Source organism: Pseudomonas sp. C5pp (assembly GCF_000814065.1).
Taxonomy (GTDB): Bacteria; Pseudomonadota; Gammaproteobacteria; order Pseudomonadales; family Pseudomonadaceae; genus Aquipseudomonas; species Aquipseudomonas asiatica.
This window is the reverse complement of record NZ_JWLN01000006.1, coordinates 1-21722: the sequence shown is the minus strand read 5'-3', so window position 1 is coordinate 21722 and position 21722 is coordinate 1. Positions and strand designations below refer to the sequence as shown.

The following is a 21722-nucleotide window of genomic DNA, read 5'->3' as shown; positions in this document are numbered from 1 at the left end:
GGGCTGCAAAGCAGCCCCATTGGCACTGGATCTGATAATGCTTATCTTGTCCCATCCAGCCCGATATCAGGAGCCGCCCCCAAGTGAGTACCAATGCCATCCGTCCCGCCCGGGAGCTGCTGCTCAAGGAATACCGCGGCGTGCTCTCGACCCATTCCAAGTCGATGCCCGGCTACCCCTTCGGCTCGGTCGTGCCGTACTGCCTGGACGCCCAGGGCAACCCGTTGATCCTCATCAGCCGCATCGCCCAGCACACGCACAACCTGCAGAAGGATCCCAAGTGCTCGCTGCTGGTAGGTGAGCGCGAAGCCGAGGACGTGCAGGCCGTGGGGCGCCTGACGGTGATGGCCGAGGCGCACAAGCTGGTGGAGGAGGCCGCCATCGAGGCTGCCGCCGAGCGTTACTACCGCTATTTCCCGGACGCGGCCAACTACCACAAGGCCCACGACTTCGACTTCTGGGTGCTGCAGCCGGTGCGCCACCGCTACATCGGCGGCTTCGGCGCGATCCACTGGCTCGATCAGGTGACCCTGGCCAACCCGTTCGCCGGCAAGGCCGAGACGAGCATGGTCGAGCACATGAACAACGACCACGCCAACGCCATCGCCCATTATGTGGAGCTGACCGATTTGCCACGCCATGCGCCAGCACAGATGGTCGGGGTGGACAGTGAAGGCATGCACCTGCGTATTGGCCAGGCGGTTTACTGGTTGCCCTTCCCAAGTACTTGCAACACGCCGACACAAGTCCGCGAAGCCCTGGTTTTGCTGGCTCGCGCCGACCAGTGGCCGGTTGCGACGGAAGTCGAGGGTTGAAAAGCCGAGCGCACGCATCCATCTGTTGGTCTTACAGGAAGGTTCTCTTCCGACGAGGAATGCTTTGATGCGTGCTTTTCTACTGCTGTTTCTCCTGTTTCCCGTGCTGGAGCTGTTCGTCTTCGTGAAGGTCAGTGCCGCCATCGGTTTCTTCCCGGCACTGCTGCTGATCATCGCCGGCTCCGCCCTGGGTGTGCTGGTGATGCGCGTGGCCGGGCTGGCAACCGCACTGCGCGCCCGTGAAAGCCTGCAGCGTGGCGAACTGCCCGCCGAGGACATGTTCCAGGGCATGATGCTGGCCGTTGGTGGTGGCCTGCTGTTGCTGCCAGGTTTCATCAGCGACGTGCTGGGCCTGCTGTGCCTGCTGCCATTCACCCGTCATCTGGCCGCGCGCAAGATGCGCGAGCGTGCCGAGGCCCAGGCCATGCGACAGCGCGCCTTCCAGGACGACCCGTTCCAGGCCCGGCCGCGTGATGGCGGGCATAGGCCGAATGTGATCGAAGGCGAGTACGAGCGCCGCGACAAGTAATAACCGGGGGCCGCTTTGCGGCCCTTTCGCGACACAAGGCCGCTCCCACAGGCAATGCATACCTTCTGTGGGAGCGGCCTTGTGTCGCGAAAGGGGCGCAAAGCGGCCCCAGCTTTTTGCGGGGCCAAGGCGCTAATGAAAAATTTTCTGAAGCAAGCCTTGTAATTGAATATGGCGGCCTCATGTATGTGGTCACCGCAAGGTTTCTGGTGGCAACACCAGGCATAACTCAGGTGGTTCGCCCATTGCGGGCCACCCCGGCAACGCCGGACAGCAACAACCCGCCGGTGTCGACACCGGCCGATGAAAACCACAATTTGGGAGAGATCGACAATGAAGCTTCGTCCTCTGCATGACCGCGTCGTTATCCGTCGCAGCGAAGAAGAATCGAAAACCGCTGGCGGTATCGTCCTGCCGGGTTCGGCCGCTGAAAAACCAAACCGCGGCGAAGTCGTCGCCGTCGGCACCGGTCGCATCCTGGACAACGGCGAAGTTCGCGCACTGGCCGTGAAAGTGGGTGACAAAGTGGTTTTCGGCCCTTACTCGGGCAGCAACACCGTGAAAGTCGATGGCGAAGACCTGCTGGTCATGGCCGAGAACGAAATCCTCGCCGTTATCGAAGGCTGATTTCCCCGACTTCCCGTTACTCCAAAGAATTCCAAGGATTAAACGATCATGGCTGCTAAAGACGTAAAATTTGGCGATTCCGCTCGTAAGAAAATGCTGGTTGGTGTCAACGTTCTGGCTGACGCGGTAAAAGCGACCCTGGGCCCGAAAGGCCGTAACGTGGTGCTGGCCAAGAGCTTCGGCGCTCCGACCATCACCAAGGACGGCGTTTCCGTCGCCAAGGAAATCGAGCTGAAAGACGCCTTCGAGAACATGGGCGCCCAACTGGTCAAGGAAGTTGCTTCCAAGGCCAACGACGCTGCCGGTGACGGCACCACCACCGCTACCGTCCTGGCTCAGGCCATCGTCAACGAAGGCCTGAAAGCCGTTGCTGCCGGCATGAACCCGATGGACCTGAAGCGCGGCATCGACAAGGCCACCGCTGCCGTCGTCGCCGAGCTGAAGAACCTGTCCAAGCCATGCGCCGACTCCAAGGCCATCGCCCAGGTAGGTACCATCTCCGCCAACTCCGACAACTCCATCGGTGAAATCATCGCCGAAGCCATGGAAAAAGTCGGTAAAGAAGGCGTGATCACCGTTGAAGAAGGCTCGGGCCTGGAAAACGAACTGTCGGTCGTTGAAGGCATGCAGTTCGACCGCGGCTACCTGTCCCCGTACTTCGTCAACAAGCCGGACACCATGGTTGCCGAGCTGGAAGGCCCGCTGCTGCTGCTGGTCGACAAGAAGATCTCCAACATCCGTGAGCTGCTGCCAGTTCTGGAAGCCGTTGCCAAGGCCGGCCGCCCACTGCTGATCGTTGCCGAAGACGTTGAAGGCGAAGCCCTGGCTACCCTGGTAGTCAACAACATGCGCGGCATCGTCAAGGTTGCTGCGGTCAAGGCTCCGGGCTTCGGCGACCGCCGCAAGGCCATGCTGCAGGACATCGCCGTCCTGACTGGCGGCCAGGTCATCTCCGAAGAAATCGGCCTGTCGCTGGAAACCGCTACCCTGGAGCACCTGGGTAACGCCAAGCGCGTCATCCTGTCCAAGGAAAACACCACCATCATCGACGGCGCTGGCGCCGACACCGAGATCGAAGCACGCGTCAAGCAGATCCGTGCCCAGATCGAAGAGACTTCCTCGGACTACGACCGTGAGAAGCTGCAAGAGCGTCTGGCCAAACTGGCTGGCGGTGTTGCCGTTATCAAGGTCGGTGCCGGCACCGAAGTTGAAATGAAAGAGAAGAAAGCCCGCGTTGAAGACGCCCTGCACGCTACCCGTGCAGCCGTTGAAGAAGGCGTGGTGCCTGGCGGTGGTGTAGCCCTGGTTCGCTCCCTGGCTGCCATTGCCAACCTCAAAGGCGACAACGAAGACCAGAACGTCGGTATCGCCCTGCTGCGTCGCGCTGTTGAAGCGCCGCTGCGCCAGATCACTGCCAACGCCGGCGACGAGCCAAGCGTTGTCGCTGACAAGGTCAAGCAAGGTTCGGGTAACTTCGGTTACAACGCTGCTACCGGCGAATACGGCGACATGATCGAGATGGGTATCCTGGACCCAGCTAAGGTCACCCGCTCGGCGCTGCAAGCTGCTGCTTCGATCGGCGGTCTGATGATCACCACCGAAGCCATGGTTGCCGACCTGCCGGAAGACAAGCCAGCTGCTGGCATGCCTGACATGGGCGGCATGGGTGGCATGGGCGGCATGATGTAAGCCAGCCTTACCCCCTGCACCATGAAAAGCCCCGGTTCGCGAGAACCGGGGCTTTTTTGTTTTCCTATGAGGGCCCTTTCGCAGCACAAGGCTGCTCCTACAGACGATCGCGTACTCTTGTAGGAGGTGCTGCGAAAGGGCCGCAAAGCGGCCCCTTGGTCAGGCGATGCTACGCTCGGCAGCAGGCACCTCAGCCATTCCCCTCCGATACAGGATCAGGTAATAGGACCCCAAGCCGATCAACCAGCAGAACACCGCCGTCCACACGTTGTGCGACAGGAAGTGCGCTCCCTGCATCATCCGCCCCAGCGACAGCACCGACCCGGCGACGAAGGCCACCGTCAACGCCACCCGCGCCAGCCGCGGCTTGCGATCACGCAACATGAAGAACAGCCCGAACAGGCAGAACCCGGTGGCGGCATGCCCGCCCGGCCAGCACAGCCCGGGCTTGTCGGTCGCCGGCCGCGGTTCCAGCAGCTTGCTGTAGGTTTCCTTCCCGCCAAACTGGGTCAGGCTCCACGGGCATTGCACCTGGGTCACTTTCTTCAGCGGTGTGACAAACGCCGTGGACAGGCCCAGTGCCAGTACCAGGCAGCCCAGCTCACGGCGCCAGCCGAACAGGCGCTTCCAGAAGAAGCTGGCAGCAAAGGTCACCAGTGACATCACTCCCAGCAGGATCACCCCCTGCTTGACCCTGTCATGCAGGATGTTCTCCAGCAAATAGCTGTGGCGGCCGATGAACTGCCCGGCAGCAGGGTCGAAGAACAGGTTGGCAATGTCCATGTCGACCGAGGTCAGTTCCAGCAGGATCAGGCCAAGCGCGGTCGCCAGGGGTAGCCCCAGGTACAGCCAGAAATTGATCGGGCGAGGGCGGGTTGGTTGCTGCATGACGGCTCCAGGGCGCGAAAAAGATCGGGCATTGTCGGCCGCCCGCTATCCTGTGTCCGTGAAGGATCAGTGAAAAAACCGTCAAGTGCGCTGAATTTTCCCTGGGGCTGGCACCCTGCAGGCATAGGCCTTAAGCTGCGCCTGCCGCGCACCACAGCGAGAAGCGCCGCACAGGAGAAACCGATGCGCATTCTTTTGGTTGAAGACAACCGCGATATCCTGGCCAACCTGGCCGATTACCTGGGCATGAAGGGCTACACCGTCGACTGTGCCCAGGATGGCCTGTCCGGCCTGCACCTGGCTGCCACCGAGCACTACGACCTGATCGTGCTCGACATCATGTTGCCGGGCATCGACGGCTACACCCTGTGCAAGCGCCTGCGCGAAGACGCCCGCCGCGATACGCCGGTGATCATGCTCACCGCCCGCGACCAACTGGACGACCGCCTGCAAGGCTTCCGCTCCGGTGCCGACGATTACCTGCTCAAGCCCTTCGCCCTGTCGGAGCTGGCCGCCCGCATCGAAGCGGTGCTGCGCAGGGCCCAGGGGGGCGGGCGCCGCACCTTGCAGGTGGCCGACCTCAGCTATGACCTGGACACCCTCGAAGTAACCCGCCAGGGCCGCCTGCTCAAGCTCAACCCTGTCGGCCTCAAGCTGCTGGCGGTGCTGATGCAGAAGAGTCCGCACGTATTGCGTCGCGAAGTGCTGGAAGAAGCCCTGTGGGGCGATGATTGCCCTGACAGCGACAGCCTGCGCAGCCACGTGCACCAGCTGCGCCAGGTGATCGACAAGCCGTTTGAAAAACCGCTGCTGCATACCGTCCATGGCGTCGGCTATCGCCTCGCCGAGGGCCGTGATGGAGTTTAAGCAAAGCCTTGCCCAGCGCATCATAATCGCCTTTGCCCTGATGAGCGCGCTGGTGGCCGGGGCCTTCGCCTTTGGCATCGTCGGCACCGTGCACCTGGTCGAAGAGCGGCTGATTTCGTCGGTGCTGGGCGGTGACCTGCAGCGCTTGCTGCGCATGGACAGCGTCAGTGACTGGAGCCACCGGCCACGCCCCGACCAGCTGTTCTACTTCAGCGGTGGGCGTGACGACTTCGAGCTGCCCAAGGACCTGCGCCACCTTGACCGCGGCTTCCACGAGGTATTCCGCGATCAACTGTCGTACCACGCCATGGTCGAGATCGTTGATGGCCGTCGCTATGTGCTGTTGCAGGACCAGAGCGACTTCGAAGAGCGCGAGCGCTTGCTGTTCGCGGTGGTGGTGGTGGGCTTCGTGCTCAGCCTGGTACTGGCGGTGATCCTCGGCTGGCTGGTGGCGCGCCGGGTGATGGCGCCGGTGATCCGCCTGGCGCGCCAGGTACGCCACCGTGACCAGTTGCTGGGCCTGGCCCCGCCGCTGGCACCGGACTATGCCGCGGACGAAGTCGGCCAGCTGGCGGTAGCCTTCGATGATACCTTGGGCCGCCTGCGCGATGCGCTGACCCGCGAACGGTTGTTCACCAGCGACGTCAGCCATGAATTGCGCACACCCTTGATGGTGCTGGCCACCTCGTGTGAGCTGCTGATGGAAAACCCGACGCTGGACGCCCGCTCGCGCAGCCAGGTGGAGCGCGTGGCGCGGGCCACGGAAGAAATGCGCGAGCTGGTCAAGACCTTCCTGATGCTGGCCCGGGCTCAGCGCGACGAGGGTGCGGTGGCATCGCGGGCCACCCTGCGGGAGGTGGCTGACGAACTGGTCGGGGTTTGGCGCGACACCATCGAGCAGAAGGGCCTGGCCTTGTATTACGATGGCCGCGTCAGTGCCAGCCCGGTACTGTACAACGCCACCTTCCTGCAGTCGGTAATGGGCAACCTGCTGCGTAATGCCGCGCACTACACCGACAGCGGCTACATCCGCCTGAGCCTGGAAGCCAACGGCTTCAGCGTGGAGGACAGTGGCGTGGGTATCCCGGAGGAACAGCGCGAGGCGATGTTCCGGCCGTTCGTGCGCGGCGATGAGCGGCGCGGTGAGGGCCTTGGCCTGGGCCTGTCGTTGGTACAGCGCATCTGCGATGACCAGGGGTGGCATGTAACCCTCACATCAACCTTGCCCCACGGCTGCCGTTTCGTGGTCGATCTGAGCAATACCGCGCTCAAGGGCGATCCGGAGGCTTTGGTCGAGTAATCTGTTGTTACAGGCCATTCGGCGCTCAACATATTTTTCACATCAGCATGACCTGATTCCTACGCTTGCTTACCTAATGTGGGCGGAATGGAGTCAGGAGATGCCCAATGCGTAGCCCCATCAAGCTTGAATTTTCCGAGAAGTACGACAAAGAACATGCCCGCGAGTACTTTCTCAAGCACCAGGATGGCCTGGCGCGACGCCTTTCCCACAAGCGTGATGAGCAGCTGGCGCGTCGTGCCTTGGCATTGGCTGGTGAGCCTGGGCTTGTCCTCGACCTGCCATGCGGTGCCGGCCGCTTCTGGCCGTTGCTGGCAGAAAAGCCCAACCGGGTGATCATCGGCGCCGACAACTCGGAAGCGATGATCGAGACAGCCTGTACCGCGCAAGCGCCAGAGGTGGTGGCACGGGTACGCCCTTTGCAGACTTCGGCATTTGCCATCGACTTGCCGGACAATTCGGTGGACAGCATCTTTTGCATGCGCTTGTTCCATCACATCGGCGAAGCGGCGCACAGAAAAACCATTCTTTCGGAATTTCAACGGGTTAGCCGTGATAGTGTGATCCTGTCATTGTGGGTGGATGGTAATTTCAAGGCGTGGCGCCGGAAAAAACTGGAACAGCGCCGCAGGTCCAGGAAGGGCGACCAGGACAATTACCAGAACCGTTTTGTGTTACCGGCCGACACGGTCGAAGAAGAATTCCGAGCCGCCGGCTTCAGAATCCAGGAACGCCTCGACTTCCTGCCGTTCTATGCCATGTGGCGGGTATATGTATTGCGTAAGGGGTAGTGTTTGATGGCTGTAGCCCAGAGCGGGGAGTCGCGGTTCGATTTTTACTGGCGCCAGCAGGGCGAGTGGGTCGAGGAGCCTAACCAGCGCCGTGGTGGCGAGAGCGGTGTGCAACGCCTCGACGATGGCAATGGCAAGCTGCTGTATGCCAAGCGCCAGGTCGGGCATATCTACCGTAGCCTGCTGCACCCTTTCGGCCGGCCGACCGTATTGCGTGAGCTCGATGCGTTGAACAGCTTCGAGCAACTGGGCGTGCGTGTACCGCGCATCGTCTTCTGTGGCGCCGAACGTGGTGCCGACAAGCAGTGGCGTGCGCTATTGGTGAGCGAAGCACTCGACGGTTTCGTCGAACTCGATACCTGGCATGCCGAAGGTGCCCGCGAGCGTTACCCGCAGGTGGTGCATGAGCGCATGCTCAAGGACCTGGCGGACAACCTGGCGCGCATGCACCTGGGGCATTGGCAGCACGGTTGCCTGTATGGCAAGCATGTGTTCGTCAAGGTGATTGGCGAGGGCGAGCAGGCCCGGGTCGAAGTCGCGCTGCTGGACCTGGAAAAATGCCGTCGGCGCATCAGCTGCCAGCGTGCGGCGGGCAATGACCTGCGCCAGCTGCGCCGCCATTCGTCGATGAATGACGCGGAATGGCAAACACTGCTCTACTTTTACCAGATGGCGTTTGGCAGCGCTGTCAAAGGGTTAGGGCAATGAAACTAGAAATAGCTCGAGCTTTGTTCCTGGTAGCTGGCCTGGCGGTGACCACCGTGGCGGTGGCTGCGTGGGAAGAGCCGAGGCCGACAGTGTTCAGCAAGGCCGAGCTGGCCGACCAGTGCGCGTTGCCGCGGGATGTGAAACCGCAGCAACAGGCCGAGGCCGCGCCGGATCAGGACCTGTTGCTGTTCCTGTTCGGCATGCGCCAGGGGTTGCGGCCGTTCGGTTGAACCCGGTGTAGATGGAAATGCCAGAGGCCTCGCGGTTGCGGGGCCTCTGGCATTTTTGCATTTGCCTCGCCGGCCTCTTCGCGGGTGAACCCGCTCCCACAGGTACTGCACCCATTCCGGATCCGGTGCCGTACCTGTGGGAGCGGGTTCACCCGCGAAGAGGCCGGTTCAGGCAACCGATGTTTCCCTGGCAACCGCCTTGTGCGCCAGCAACGTGTAGATACAAGGCAACACGAACAGGGTAAACAGCGTGCCGATCGACATCCCGGTGGCAATCACCGTACCGATGTCAAAGCGGCTGACTGCCCCCGCACCAGTCGCCAGGATCAGCGGTACCATGCCAAATACCATCGCTGCCGTAGTCATCAGCACCGGCCGCAGGCGAATCGCCGCGGCTTCCTCGATCGCCTCGCGCACACTCATGCCGCGCTCCTCACGTAACTGGTTGGCGAACTCGACAATCAGGATGCCGTGCTTGCTGATCAGCCCAATCAGTGTCACCAGCCCGACCTGGGTGTAGATGTTCATGCTCGATACGCCAAGGAACAGTGGCAGCAGCGCGCCACAGATCGACAACGGCACCGTCACCAGTATTACCAGTGGGTCGCGGAAGCTTTCGAACTGCGCCGCCAGCACCAGGAAGATGATCGCCAATGCCAGGCCGAAGGTCACCCACAGCGCGCTGCCTTCCTGCACGTACTGGCGCGCCACGCCGGCATAGTCGAAGGCGAAACCTTCCGGAGCCTCCTCGCGGGCGATGCCCTGTACGGTCTGCAGCGCCTCGCCCAGGCTGACCATGGGCACGCCCTGGATGATCGCCGAGTTCAGCTGCTGGAACTGGTTGAGCTGGCGCGGGCGGGCGCGGTCGGTGAGGGTGATCAGGGTGGATAGCGGCAGCAGTTGGCCCTGGTCGTTCTTCACGTAGTAGTTGTTCAGCCAGCCGGGGTTGTCGCGGTAAGGCCGCTCGACCTGAGCAATCACTTTGTAGCTGCGGCCTTCGAGGGTGAAGCGGTTGATTTCCGCCTCGCCCAGCAAGGTCGCCAGGGTGCTGCCCAAGGTGTCCATCGACACCCCCATCTGCGCCGCCTTGGCCCGGTCGATATCCACCACCACCTCGGGCTTGTCGAAGGCAAGGTCGATGTCGAGGAAGGCGAACTTGCCGGATTCCTGGGCGCGGGCCTTGATGCGCTGGGCCACATCCAGCAGTGCCGGGTAGTCGCCAGCGCTGTTGATCACGAACTGGAATGGCAGGCCCTCGCCGGTGCCGGGCAGCGACGGCAGGTTGAAGCCGAAGATCTGCAGGCCACTGATTTCTTCGAGCTTGCTCTGCACCAGCGGCAGCAGCTCCATCTGCGTGCGCTCGCGCTCGTTCCAGGGCTTGAGCAGGAAGCCGCCGATGCCGGTCTGCACGCCATTGAAACCGTTGATCTGGAACGATGAGTAGTACTCGGGAAAAGCCTTGAACAGCGGGGTGAATTCGTCGGTATAGGCGTTGAGGTAATCAAGGTTGGCCGGCTGCGGCGAACTGCTCATCATGAAAATCACCCCCTGGTCCTCGTTGGGCGCCAGTTCGTTCTGGGTGAACTTCAGCAGTACCGGAATCAGGCACAGGATGATCACGGCAAACACCAGCACGACGGGCCGGCTGTCGAGGGTGGTGTGCAGCAGGCGCTGGTAGCGCACCTTCAGGCGTTCGAACAGCACGTCCAGGCGGTGGGCCAGGCCGCTGGGGTTCTGTTCCTGGCGCAGCAGCAGCGCGCACATCATCGGTGACAGGGTGAGGGCAACGATGCCGGATATGATCACCGCACCGGCCAGGGTCAGGGCAAATTCCTTGAACAATGCGCCGGTCAGCCCGGTGAGGAAGCCGATCGGTGCATACACCGCCGCCAGGGTGATCGTCATCGACACCACCGGCATGGCGATTTCGCGGGCGCCCTCGAGAGCGGCGTCGAACGGCGACTTGCCTTCTTCCATGTGCCGGTGGATGTTCTCCACCACGACGATCGCGTCGTCCACCACAAGCCCGATGGCCAGCACCATTGCCAGCAGGGTCAGCAGATTGAGCGAATAGCCCATCATCTGCATGAAGAACAGCACGCCGATCATCGACAGCGGAATGGTCACCACCGGAATCAGCACCGAACGCAGGGCACCGAGGAACAGGAACACCACCACGATGACGATCAGTACCGCTTCGCCGAGGGTCTTGATCACTTCGTCGATGGAGGCCTGGATGAAAAGCGTGGCGTCATAGGCGATCGATACCTTCAGCGCCGAGGGCAGCTGGCTTTCCAGCTCGGGCATGATGCGCCTCACTTCCTTGATGACGTCCAGCGGGTTGGCGGCTGGTGTGGCCTTGATGCCGATGTACACCGATGGGGTGCCGTCGAACGAGCTGACCGTATCGTAGTTTTCCGCCCCCATCTCGACCCGCGCCACATCGCCAAGCAGCACGCGGCTGTCGCCACTGGTCTTGACCGGCAGGGCGGCGAACGCCTCGGCCGACTTCAGCTCGGTGCTGGCGTTGATGCTGGTGACCACGTATTCACCCTTCACCTCGCCGGCCGCGGAAAGGAAGTTGTAGCGGCGCACGGCATTGGTCACGTCGATGGCAGACAGGCCATAGCCCGCCAGTTTCACCGGGTCGATCCAGATGCGCATGGCGAACACCTGGTTGCCGAGGATTTCCGCTTCGGCCATGCCCGGCAGGGTCGCCAGCTTGGGCTGGATCACCCGCGACAGGTAGTCGGTGATTTGCGGATTGCTCATCTCTTTGCTGTAGAAACTGATGTACATAAGCGCCGAAGCATCGGCGGCTTCCTTGCTCAGTACCGGGTCTTCCGAGTCCTGGGGCAGCTTGTTGCGCACTTCGTTGGCCTTGGCCAGCAGTTCGGTGAACAACCGGTCGCTGTCGGCGCCGATGCGGGCGTAGATGGAAATGATCGAGAAGTTCTGTCTGCTCACCGAGGTCATGTAGTCGATGCCTTCGGCGCTGGCCAGGCTTTGCTGCAGCGGCTGGGTGATATAGCCCTGGATGGTCTCGGCGTTGGCGCCGGGGTAGGCGGTGGTTACCGTGATCAGGGCATTTTCCATTTGCGGATACTGGCGGATCTGCAGCTTGTTCCAGGCCTGGAAGCCCAGCAGCAGGATCAGCAGGCTCACCACGCTGGCCAGCACCGGGCGGCGGATGAACGGGTCAGTGAACGCCATGCCAGCCTCCTGTCAGTCCTTGCCCGGCGTGCCCTGTGCGGGCTTCAGGGCTTTGTCCTGGCCGATGCGGATCGCGGCGCCGGGGGTGAGCTTCAGTTGGCCGGCGGTGATCACCTGTTCCCCGGCCTGCAGGCCCTTGCTGACCACCACCACGCCGTCACGGCGCTCGCCGGTCTGCACCGCGCGTTGCTCGGCGGTGAGCTGCGGCTGGCCCTTGTCGTCGTGTAGTGGCTTGCCGTCCTTGTCCTTTTTCGGCGTTGCGACATACACCGAGTTGCCATACAGGGTGTAGGTGATGGCGCTTTCCGGCACCACCACTTGTGGCTGCGGGTTGGGTAGCAGGATCAGCAGGCTGGCGAACATGCCCGGCAGCAGCTTGCTGTCCGGGTTGGCCATGGTTGCGCGCACCAGCAGGTTGCGCGTGGTTTCCTCGACCTTGGGGTTGATGGCGCTGAGGCTGGCGGGGAAGGTCTGGCCCGGGTAGGCGGCCACCTGCACCAGCACCTGCTGGCCCAGGCTGAGGTGCGGCAGGGCCTGTTCCGGTACGTTGAAGTCGACGTAGAGGCTGGATGTGTCCTGCAGGGTGGCGATCACCGTGCCGGCGGCCAGATAGTCGCCGACGTCCACTTGGCGAATGCCGATGGTACCGCTGAACGGAGCGCTGATGCTCTTCTTGGTCTTCGATGCCTTGAGCTGGTCGACCACCGCCTGGTTGCGCCGGTACTGGGCGGTGAGGCGGTCGAATTCGCCGCGGGAGATGGCTGAGTCGCCGACCAGCTGGCTGCCACGGCCGAAATCTACCTTGGCCAGGCCCAGGTCGGCCTGGGCGGTGCCGAGCAGGGCGGTTTCCTGGTCGTCGTTGAGTTGCAGCAACAGTTGCCCGGCCTTGACCTGCTGGCCCGAGTCGAAATGCAGGGCCTTGACGATGCCTTCCACTTCCAGGCTCAGCTCAACGCCCTGTAGCGCCTTGAGGCTGCCGACAGCGGGCAGGCGCTCTTGCCACGAGCGCTGTTCGGCCAAGGCGGCCGCCACGGTGATGGGCGGCTTGGGGGCAGTGAACATCTGGATCTGCTGGTAGATCGAAAAGGCTTTGTAGCCCCCCAGGGCCAGCACGATCAGCAGAACCACGGCCAACATGATGAGCATGCGGCGGCGCAGCATAGGTCCGGTTCCTTGGATGCGGTTGTTATTCGCTTAGACACGACAACGGGCGATCCTGCCCACGTGTGGATGGGGGAAGTATTGACTGTTTTTTGGGGGAAGGGGAGTGGAGTGCCTGGGCCGGCCCCTTCGCGGCTAAAGCCGCTCCCACAGGGACCGCGCAGTCAACGGGTTGCGCTATTCCTGTGGGAGCGGCTTTAGCCGCGAAGGGGCCAGTACAGCCAACCCGAAAATCAGACGAGATGCAGGTGGTTGTCCCAGAAACCGGACGGCAGGTTCATCGGTTGCCCGACCAGCTCGGCCTTGCGGCAATCATAGAACCGGCAACGGCCCTGCCCGGAGGTGACGACAAAGCCGTCCTGTACCGCGCCCACCCCCGCGCAATCGGGCATTGGCGCATCCAGCCGCACCGCGCCGCTGTCCAGGTCCCAGACGAACAGGCGGTTGGCCCGTGGCGCGGTCAGCGCGACCAGCCGCAGCTCGCTGTGGATAGCTACGCTGGCGGTGTACTGGGCCATGGCCTGCAACTGCCGCTCCGGCACCGGGAAGGCCTTGAACGGCTCGCCCGGGCGCTTGATCGCCAGCAGTTCGGCGGTTTCATCGGCATCGCCCATGAACTGTTGGCAGGCGGCGATGGTGCCATCGCTGCCCACCGCCAGGTGGCGCACGCTATTCATCTGCTGGGCCAGGGTTTCCTTGCTCAGCAGGGTACCGTCGCGCTGCATCAGCACCAGGCTCGGTTCCATGGCGTCGAGGTTCATCTCCACCCGGCTTTCGGCTTCGGTGCGGATACCGCCGTTGGCCACGATCAGCGTTTCGCCGTCCGGCAGCCAGGCCACTTCGTGCGGGCCGATGCCGTGGGTCGGAATCTCCCCGCTGTGCACCAGGCGCTCGCCTTCGAAGCGGTACACGCCGAGTACGCCACGCCCCGGGTCGGTGGTGTCGTTCTCGGTGGCATACAGCCATTCGCCACCTTTGTGAATGACCGCGTGGCCGTAGAAGTGCCGGTTCGGCTGCGAGGTGACGGTTTGCAGCAGGCGCCCGTCGCGCAGGTCGACCAGGTAGCTTTCGGTGCCGGGACGGCGGGCGACGAACAGGGCGATCGGCAGGTCCGGGTGATGGATGATGGCATGGCAACGTTGGGCGACCTGGGTGCTGAACACCTGGGTGCCGTCCAGGCGGAACCCGACCGCATAGTGCTTGCCGTCGCCGTCGTCACGCGCCGACAGCAGCAGGGGCTCGCTGCCTTTGTTGCGGAACAGGCTCCAGCCGCCCAGGGTGAGGGCGCTGAGCAATACGCTACCGAGTTTGAGGGCCTGGCGTCGCAGCATGATCAGTCACCGTCGTTGGCATTGAAGCCCAGCTGAATGTTCAACGCCTTGGCCAGCTCGCCTTCGTGCAGGCGGTGGACGACGTTGAGGCTGTCGTAGATCTGGTTCAGGGTTTGCTGGCCAGCGTCGTCGGCCAGCAACTCGCCCAAGGTTTTCTGGTTGTCGGCCAGCAGCTTGAGCGAGGCAGCGTAGGCGGCGTCGATCTTGTCTGCCAGGGCTTTCTGATCGCTGGACAGCAAGCCGCGCAGGCCTTGGTTGTCGACCCCGACCCAGACCGCTTCGGCGGCCTTGAGGCTGGCCTCCAGGCTCTTGAGCGAGCTGTGGCTGCGCCAGGCTTCGGCCTGCAGTGGCTGCGGAATGCCCTTGCTCTGGCGGCCCATCGGCGCACCGAGCTTTTTCTTCAGGCTGTCCAGTGCGGTGACCTGGGCGCGCAGCAGGTCGGCGATGGCCTCGTGGGAGTCGGCGTAGCGCTGGTTGGGGAACTTGGTCATCTGCGAGAGCATGCCGTCGGCGCTGTTCCAGCCCTTGAGGATCTCTTCGGCCAGGGTTTTCTGATGTTCACCGATGGCCACCAGCAACGGGCAGTAGCGGGCTTTCTGCTCGGCAGTGGCGATGTCCGGCTTGCTGTCGAACAGGATGTACTCGTAGGCCGACAGGCCACGTACCACCACGCTGGCCTTGCCCAAGGCCGCGGCATCGACCGGCTGGTCTGCGTTGACCAGCTGCTCGACCTGGCGGCCGACCAGGTTCTTCTTGTCGGGCCAGAACTGTACTTGCCAGGCGCGGTTGCCTTCGGCCAGCGGGCCGACCAGCAGCGGTTGCAGCTCGGCCCAGGCCTTTTGCGCGTTGAGGAAGTCGGCACGGGCCTTGTCCAGGGTTTCCTTGCCTTCGCAGTAGGCCAGGGCGCTGGCGGCCAGCGTGCGGTCGGCTTCGACCCAGCGGCTGTAGGTGGGCAGGATCACCTGCTTGGCGATGGCAGCGGAGGTCACGGCTTGCGGGTCCTGCGGCGAGCAGGCGCCGAGGGCGAGTGCGGCGAGGCTGGTGAACAACAGTTTGGGTCGGAACATGCCCGGCTCCTTTGCGCTTTTTAAAGTGAGTTCAGGAAAGCCAGCAACGCGGCACGCTGCTCGGCATTGAAAGTGAGTACGAAATTGCGTGCCGACTCGGCTTCGCCACCGTGCCAGAGCACGGCTTCGAGCAGGTTGCGGGCGCGGCCGTCGTGCAGGAACTGGCTGTGGCCACTGACTGTTTCGCTCAGGCCGATGCCCCACAGTGGCGGGGTGCGCCAGTCCTGGCCGTTGGCGGCGAATTCGGTGCGCTCGTCGGCCAGGCCCGGGCCCATGTCATGCAACAGCAGGTCGCTGTAAGGGCGGATCAACTGGTTGGCCAGCTCCGGCTCGGCGGCATTGGCGGCTGTGGTGAACTGCGGTGTATGGCAGCCCTGGCAGCCGGCCTGGTAGAACAGGTTCTTGCCCGCCAGCACCTGCGGCGAGCCAACATCGCGGCGGGCCGGCACGGCCAGGTTGCGGGTGTAGAAAGTGACCAGGCGCAGGATATTATCGCTGACTTCCTTCTCGCCATCGGCACCGTCGCCGTTGGGCGCGGCCAGGCAGTCGGACTGCGCCTGGGTGCAGTCATCGTTGGGCTGCAGGGTGGTGGTCAGGCCCATGTCGCCGGCAAAGGCATGCACGTTCTGCTGGTTGACGTTGGGCTGCCCGGCCTTCCAGCCGAAGCGGCCGACCACGGTTTTGCCCTGGGCGTCATCCCACACCCGGTTGGCCCGGCCGCGGATGCCGTCGCGGTTGCGGTCGTCGGGATCCTCGTTGGCCAGCAGGTCGGCTTCGGGGATGGCTTCGAGCAGGCCCAAGCCGATCATCGGCGGCGCCACCCGCGCCGAAAAGCGCGTGTCGGGGTGCATCACGCCATAGCCGAGCTGGGTGATCTGCAGGGCCGGCTTGCGCAGCTCGACCTGGTGGCCATCCTCGAACGACACCGTTTCGCTGGTGTAGCTCACCCGCACCTTGCCTTCCGGCGTCACGCCGGGGATGGCCATGTCCTGCAGCTGGGTGCCATAGACCGGCTCCGGCACCACGCCGAGGCGTTCGACCACCTTGGCCAGGTAGGGCTGGTCGGGGATCGACAGGCGTACCAGCATCGATACGGCGTTGCTGTCGCCCGGTTCTGGCGGGTGGCCGCGGCCGTCGCGCACATGGCAGTTCTGGCAGGCATTGGTGTTGAACAGCGGGCCCAGGCCGTCACGGGCGGTGGTAGTGGAGGGGGCGATCACCCAGGGGTTGCGGAAGAAACTGTTGCCTACGGCGAAATCCAGGCGCCGCTCGGGCGTGAGGTTGGCCGAGGGCAGGGAATAGGCATTGCGGTCAGTACGCTGCACGGTGGCTTTGCCGCCCGACAACGCTTCGCCGGGCTCGGCCTGGGTGAAACGCGGGGCGTCGTCGCAGGCGGCAAGGGCAAAGGCCAGCAGCAGGGGGGAGAGTCGGGACAGCGACAAGGACATCGAAAATCCTGGGCGTGAGCGAAAAACCGGCGTGCAAGCTTAGCAGGGTGAGTGAGTTTGAATAAGAGCAATTTGCAATTGCTGGATGAAATCGGTGTCAGTTGGCCATGTCGGCATGCTCGGTCTCTTGTGGGAGCGGCCTTGTGTCGCGAAAGGGCTGCAAAGCAGCCCCAGGATTTCGGCACCGATGCAAACAATGCCGGGGGGGCCGCTTTGCGGCCCTTTCGCGACACAAGGCCGCTCCTACAAGGGGGTGTGTTGCCTGAACGAAAAAGGCGACCCGAAGGCCGCCTCTTTCAGAACCGCTACAGCAGGATCAGAACTCGTGATCCGCGGTATCCGGGTTCAGGTTGGCAATGCCCAGCTTGCCCGCGGCCTGCTCGATCGCACCGGTCTGCTTGACCAGGGAGGCGATGGCGTCACGCACGATCTGGTTGCCGGCTGCGTTGTCGGCAGCGATCAGCTGGTCGTAGTGCTCGCCCTTGAGCGCGTGGTCGACGATCACCTGGATCTTGGCTTCGGTGGCTTCCAGGTCGGCCTTGAGGGTGGCGTCGGCGGCCGGGTCTACCTTGGCCACCAGCGACGACAGGCTCGGGCCGGTCACCTTGCTGCCGTCCGGGCGGGTGTACTCGCCCAGGTAGACGTTACGGATGCCCTTGGCATCGTAGAAGTGCGAGTAGTGGGTGTTGTCGCTGAAGCAGTCGTGCTCGTCTTCCGGCGAGTTGGCCTCCAGCGAAACCTTCATGCGCTCGCCAGCCAGTTCGCCCAGCGACAGGCTGCCCATGCCGAACAGCATCTTGCGCAGGCCGTCGTTGACCGACTCGGCTTCCAGCTTGGCGCGGTAGTTGTCGGCAACGTTCGGTGCCCAGTTGCCGACCATCTCTTCGAGGTCCTTGACCAGCAGGTCGGTGACCGCTTTCAGGTAGGCACGGCGGCGGTCGTTGTGGCCACCGGTGGCGCCCTTGCCTTCCAGGTAGTCCGACGCCGGACGGTTGCCCGCGCCCGGGCCGGTGCCGTTCAGGTCCTGGCCCCAGAGCAGGAACTCGATAGCGTGGTAGCCGGTGGCGACGTTGGCTTCAGAGCCGCCCAGTTCGTTCAGGCTGGCCAGCTTCTCGGGAGTGATGTCCTTGACGTCGATCTTCTCTTCGCCCACCTGGATCTCGGTGTTGGCGATGATGTTGGCGTTGGCCGCCGGGTTGCCCAGGGCGTGCTCATAGCTCTTGTCGACGTAGTCGATCAGGCCTTCGTCCAGCGGCCAAGCGTTCACCTGGCCTTCCCAGTCGTCGATGATGGTGTTGCCGAAGCGGAATACTTCGCTCTGCAGGTACGGTACGCGCGAGGCGACCCAGGCTTCCCTGGCTGCTTTCAGAGTTTCGTCGTTCGGCTTGGCCAGGAACGCGTCGACTGCGGTCTGCAGGGTCTTGGCGGTGCTCAGCGAGTCGCTGTACACGGCGTAGACCAGCTCGGCGTAATGCTTGACCACGGCTTTGCCGGCGGCTTCGTCGACAGCCCCGGGCGCTGCAGCGGTGGTGCTGGCGGCAGCAGGTGCCTGGGCTTGCGGCGCGGCGGCCTTGTCGTCCTTGCCTTCACCGCAACCGGCGAGAGCGATGGCAATGGCCAGCAGACTGGCGGAGGCCAGAGGCATTCGAATCATTGTTGGTTTTCCTGCATCGTGTGGTTGGATCAAGGGGTGGACCGTGCGCCGTGGCACGCGAAACCGCAACATCATGCGAAAGATTTGCATTTGCTGTAAAGGGGGCGGGCATGCAATTCGTGTAAATGCCGGTCACGGGCTGTAATCGGGCAGGCGGCTCAGAACATCGAAACCTGGTTTCGCTGTGCCTGCTTGAGGAAGTTGGTCAGCTCACGGGCCGACAGCGGCTTGCTGTAGTGGTAGCCCTGGCCCTCGTGGCAGCCCTGGGCGACGATATAGGTTTCTTGTTCCGCAGTTTCCACGCCTTCGGCGATTACCTGCATCCCCAGGCTCTTGCCCAGCTGGATGATGGCGCGGACGATGGTGGCGTCGTCATCGTCGTCCAGCAGGTCCTGGACGAAGCTCTTGTCGATCTTGATCTTGTCCAGCGGCAGCGATTTCAGGTAGCTGAGCGACGAGTAGCCGGTGCCGAAGTCGTCGATGGCAATCAGTGCTCCGGAGCGGCGCAGGCTCAGCAGGTGCTGGGCAGCGGTGCTGATGTCTTCCATCAGGCCGGTCTCGGTGACTTCCAGCTCCAGGCTGCGTGGTGGCAGGCGGTAGGCCTGCAGCAGGTTGTTGACCACCCGCGGCAGCTCGTTGTGGTGCAGCTGCACGGTGGACAGGTTGACCGCCATGCGCAGGTCGCTGAAGCCCATGTCGTGCCATTCGCGCAATTGCCGGCAGGCCTGGTCGAGCACCCATTCGCCGATGCCGATGATGCTGCCGTTCTGTTCGGCCAGGGGGATGAACTGGTCCGGGGGCACCATGCCCAGCTCCGGATGTTGCCAGCGCAGCAGTGCTTCGACACCGACCACGCGGTGGTCGCGGTAGCTGATCTGTGGCTGATACACCAGGTACAGCTGGTTGCGTGGCAGGGCTTCGCGCAGGTCCTTTTCCAGTTCGCGACGGCGGCGCATCTCGCTGTCGACGCTGGCGATGTAGAACTGGTAGCGGTTGCGCGAACGGGCCTTGGCCAAGGTCATGGTCTGTTCGGCTTTTTGCAGCAGCTTCTCGGTGCTGTCGCCGTCTTCCGGGAACAGGGTGATGCCGATGGTGGCGCGCAGGCGGATCTGCTGGTGGTGGTCGAGGTCGAACGGCACTTCCAGGTCGTCGAGGATACTCTGCGCCAGTTCGGCGGCCTCGTAGGGCTGCTCGATATTGGCCTGCACCAGGGCGAACTGGTCACCACCCAGGCGTGCCAGGGCGCCCAGTCGGCCGCTGTGGGCGCGCAGTCGGTCGGCCAGGGCCAGCAGCAACTGGTCGCCGACCTGGTAGCTGAACTGCTCGTTGATGCCCTTGAAGTCGTCCAGGCCTACGCATAGCACCGCCACGCGGTGTTGCAGGCGGCCACCATCGACGAGGATCTTGTCCAGTTGCTGCTGCAGTTGCTGGCGGTTGGGCAGGCCGGTGAGGAAGTCGTACTGGGCCATGCGTTGCAGGCTGTTTTCCGCCTCGTGACGCAGGTGGGTGTTGCGCTCGATCGAAGCCAGCAGCTGGTTGGCGGTATTTACCCACAGGCCCAGCTCGTTCTTCTCGTGGCCCTTGAGCAGCGGCAGCTGATGCTGGCTGGGGCGGTCGGGGTTGATCTGGGTGAGGTGCTCGATGATCTTCGACAGCGGTTTGGTCAGCAGCCAGTGGTAGACCAGATACAGCACCAGGCCCATGGCCAGGGCCCGCAGCACGCCGGAAATGAAGATGATCACGGCGTTGATCAGGAAATCTTCGCCGTAGGACGAGGTGTCGAGGGTGATGCTCAGGTCGCCGTAGTATTCGCTGTAGGGGCCGCGGCCGACCAGTTGCGTGCTGTAGGTACGTTCCTGGCCGAGGATCAGGTCGGTCAGCCAGCGCATGGACATGTCCTGCAGCGGGCGGGACTTTTCTGCGAGCATGGTTTCGTTGGGGTGGCCAATGGAGGCCATGCGTACCGATTCGTCCTGGAACAGGCCTTCAATCACCTGCATGCCCATTTCGCGGTCGAGGCTATATACCGCCTGGGTCGAGGGGTCGCGGAACATGTCGAGGATGCGTTGGGCATCGCTGTTCACGGCTTGGCGGGTCTTGTAGGTGTCGTAGACGATTTGCGCACAGCTGAGCACGACACCGACCGCTAGCGCCGACAGCAGCACGACCCTGAGCAACTTGACCGACAAGCTGTTCCGCAATTCCAGCTTCAATGGGGTTTCCTTAATCCATGCGCATGGCATCATTTTGCCATCAACGATGACGATACACTATCGGCCGACCATCAATAGTGTATCGGTTGCCTGACCCCGCAACTTGAATGCGCTGTAACAATCTTCCAGAGGTTTGATGTTAGCGTGCTATGCGGGCTGAGCAAGCCTTTGCTGGTGGGTTGAAGGTGAAATCTGTGCTGACCCCTTCGCGGGCACGCCCGCTCCCACAGGTAGGGCGCCGCCTGTGGACCTGATGCTATCCCTGTGGGAGCGGGCGTGCCCGCGAAGAGGCCGGTACAGGCATAAAAAAACCCGGCACCGGGCCGGGTTTTTCGTTCAGGGCTGAATGACTCAGGCCTTGAAGGTCTTGCCTTCGAACTGTTCGGCAACGAAGGCCCAGTTGACCAGGTTCCAGAACGCCTCGACGTACTTCGGACGCAGGTTGCGGTAGTCGATGTAGTAGGCGTGTTCCCAGACGTCGCAGGTCAGCAGCGGGGTGTCGCCGCTGGTCAGCGGGCAGCCGGCGCCGATGGTGCTGGCCAGGGCCAGGGAACCGTCAGCCTTCTTCACCAGCCAGCCCCAGCCGGAACCGAAGGTGCCAACCGAAGTCTTGGTGAACTCTTCCTTGAACTTGTCGAAGGAACCGAAAGCGGCGTTAATGGCGTCAGCCAGGGCACCGGTCGGCTGGCCACCGGCGTTTGGTGCCAGGCAGTTCCAGTAGAAGGTGTGGTTCCAGACTTGAGCGGCGTTGTTGAAGATGCCGCCCGAAGAGGTCTTGACGATCTCTTCCAGGGTCTTGCCTTCGAATTCGGTGCCTGGGACCAGGTTGTTCAGGTTCACGACATAGGTGTTGTGGTGTTTGTCGTGGTGATACTCCAGGGTTTCCTTGGAGATGTGCGGCTGCAGGGCATCGTGGGCGTACGGCAGCGGCGGCAATTCAAAAGCCATGGTGGATCTCCTGATTCAGGTCTGTTTGCGGTTTGCGCAAGGCCGATCACGGGCGGCCCGATGAGCGTCGGCGAGTTTGTACTCTTTGCGACGCAAGGGCTGGATCATAGCACCGGGCTTGGCGCATAACCACGCAACAAAGATAGGGAATAGAGGTTCCAGAGCGGTTGGGGTGTGCCGACCGGTGGTGTTCGGCTTAACGCTTGTAGCGCCTGTGAGATCGAGCGCCGCCCGCGGCGGCGC

The 21722-nt window shown here is 63.0% G+C and carries 18 protein-coding genes; 9 read left to right on the top strand and 9 right to left on the bottom strand.

Features of this window, described 5'->3' with window-relative positions; all coding sequences use genetic code 11:
• Positions 1–83: 83 nt before the first annotated feature.
• The 4 genes from RR51_RS06475 (at position 84) to groL (ending at position 3660) form a co-directional block, all read left to right on the top strand.
• Complete coding sequence (locus RR51_RS06475; RefSeq protein ID WP_039612991.1) at positions 84–815, top strand: HugZ family pyridoxamine 5'-phosphate oxidase; 732 nt, start codon at positions 84–86, stop codon at positions 813–815.
• A 67-nt stretch (positions 816–882) separates the two neighbouring features.
• On the top strand, positions 883–1344 hold the full coding sequence (locus tag RR51_RS06470) for an FxsA family protein (protein WP_039612990.1): 462 nt from the start codon (positions 883–885) through the stop codon (positions 1342–1344).
• Between the two features lie 333 nt (positions 1345–1677).
• Positions 1678–1971 (top strand): co-chaperone GroES, encoded by a 294-nt coding sequence (locus tag RR51_RS06465; RefSeq protein WP_003260750.1) that lies wholly within the window; start codon positions 1678–1680, stop codon positions 1969–1971.
• Positions 1972–2019: 48 nt separating this feature from the next.
• Complete coding sequence (groL, locus tag RR51_RS06460; RefSeq protein ID WP_013974091.1) at positions 2020–3660, top strand: chaperonin GroEL; 1641 nt, start codon at positions 2020–2022, stop codon at positions 3658–3660.
• Between the two features lie 159 nt (positions 3661–3819).
• On the opposite strand, the gene RR51_RS06455 is transcribed toward groL, so the two are convergent.
• Positions 3820–4548: a phosphatase PAP2 family protein gene (locus RR51_RS06455; RefSeq protein ID WP_039612989.1), complete on the bottom strand. Its 729-nt coding sequence runs from the start codon at positions 4546–4548 to the stop codon at positions 3820–3822.
• Between the two features lie 183 nt (positions 4549–4731).
• Between RR51_RS06455 and colR the strand changes: the two genes are divergently transcribed.
• The 5 genes from colR (at position 4732) to RR51_RS06430 (ending at position 8444) form a co-directional block, all read left to right on the top strand.
• Positions 4732–5415 carry a two-component system response regulator ColR gene (colR, locus tag RR51_RS06450; RefSeq protein ID WP_003255215.1) on the top strand — a complete coding sequence of 228 codons (684 nt, stop codon included), beginning with the start codon at positions 4732–4734 and terminating at the stop codon, positions 5413–5415.
• A complete protein-coding gene (locus tag RR51_RS06445) occupies positions 5405–6715 on the top strand; it encodes a sensor histidine kinase (RefSeq protein ID WP_039612988.1) in 1311 nt (436 codons plus the stop codon). The genes colR and RR51_RS06445 overlap by 11 nt, the downstream gene beginning before the upstream one ends.
• 107 nt (positions 6716–6822) lie before the next feature.
• Positions 6823–7506, top strand: a complete 684-nt coding sequence (locus RR51_RS06440) for a class I SAM-dependent methyltransferase (RefSeq protein ID WP_013974088.1) — start codon at positions 6823–6825, stop codon at positions 7504–7506.
• 6 nt (positions 7507–7512) lie between these two features.
• Positions 7513–8214, top strand: coding sequence for a lipopolysaccharide kinase InaA family protein (locus RR51_RS06435; RefSeq protein WP_013974087.1), 702 nt, complete (start codon positions 7513–7515; stop codon positions 8212–8214).
• Positions 8211–8444 (top strand): hypothetical protein, encoded by a 234-nt coding sequence (locus RR51_RS06430; RefSeq protein WP_025340525.1) that lies wholly within the window; start codon positions 8211–8213, stop codon positions 8442–8444. Before RR51_RS06435 ends, RR51_RS06430 begins: the two co-directional genes overlap by 4 nt.
• A gap of 168 nt (positions 8445–8612) precedes the next feature.
• Here the strand turns inward: RR51_RS06430 and RR51_RS06425 are convergent, their stop codons facing one another.
• The 8 genes from RR51_RS06425 to RR51_RS06390 form a co-directional block, all read right to left on the bottom strand.
• Positions 8613–11657 (bottom strand): multidrug efflux RND transporter permease subunit, encoded by a 3045-nt coding sequence (locus RR51_RS06425; RefSeq protein ID WP_039612987.1) that lies wholly within the window; start codon positions 11655–11657, stop codon positions 8613–8615.
• Positions 11658–11669: 12 nt separating this feature from the next.
• Positions 11670–12818 carry an efflux RND transporter periplasmic adaptor subunit gene (locus tag RR51_RS06420; RefSeq protein WP_039612986.1) on the bottom strand — a complete coding sequence of 383 codons (1149 nt, stop codon included), beginning with the start codon at positions 12816–12818 and terminating at the stop codon, positions 11670–11672.
• Positions 12819–13051: 233 nt separating this feature from the next.
• Positions 13052–14149, bottom strand: coding sequence for a DUF1513 domain-containing protein (locus RR51_RS06415; RefSeq protein WP_013974083.1), 1098 nt, complete (start codon positions 14147–14149; stop codon positions 13052–13054).
• A gap of 2 nt (positions 14150–14151) precedes the next feature.
• Positions 14152–15216: an imelysin family protein gene (locus tag RR51_RS06410; protein ID WP_039612985.1), complete on the bottom strand. Its 1065-nt coding sequence runs from the start codon at positions 15214–15216 to the stop codon at positions 14152–14154.
• Positions 15217–15236: 20 nt separating this feature from the next.
• Complete coding sequence (locus tag RR51_RS06405) at positions 15237–16664, bottom strand: di-heme oxidoreductase family protein (protein WP_039612984.1); 1428 nt, start codon at positions 16662–16664, stop codon at positions 15237–15239.
• A 316-nt stretch (positions 16665–16980) separates the two neighbouring features.
• Entirely contained in the window at positions 16981–18318 is a 1338-nt protein-coding gene (locus RR51_RS06400; protein WP_013974080.1) for an imelysin family protein, read from the bottom strand.
• 158 nt (positions 18319–18476) lie between these two features.
• Entirely contained in the window at positions 18477–20531 is a 2055-nt protein-coding gene (locus RR51_RS06395; protein WP_015271685.1) for a putative bifunctional diguanylate cyclase/phosphodiesterase, read from the bottom strand.
• 351 nt (positions 20532–20882) lie between these two features.
• On the bottom strand, positions 20883–21479 hold the full coding sequence (locus tag RR51_RS06390) for a superoxide dismutase (protein ID WP_039612983.1): 597 nt from the start codon (positions 21477–21479) through the stop codon (positions 20883–20885).
• Positions 21480–21722 lie beyond the last annotated feature (243 nt).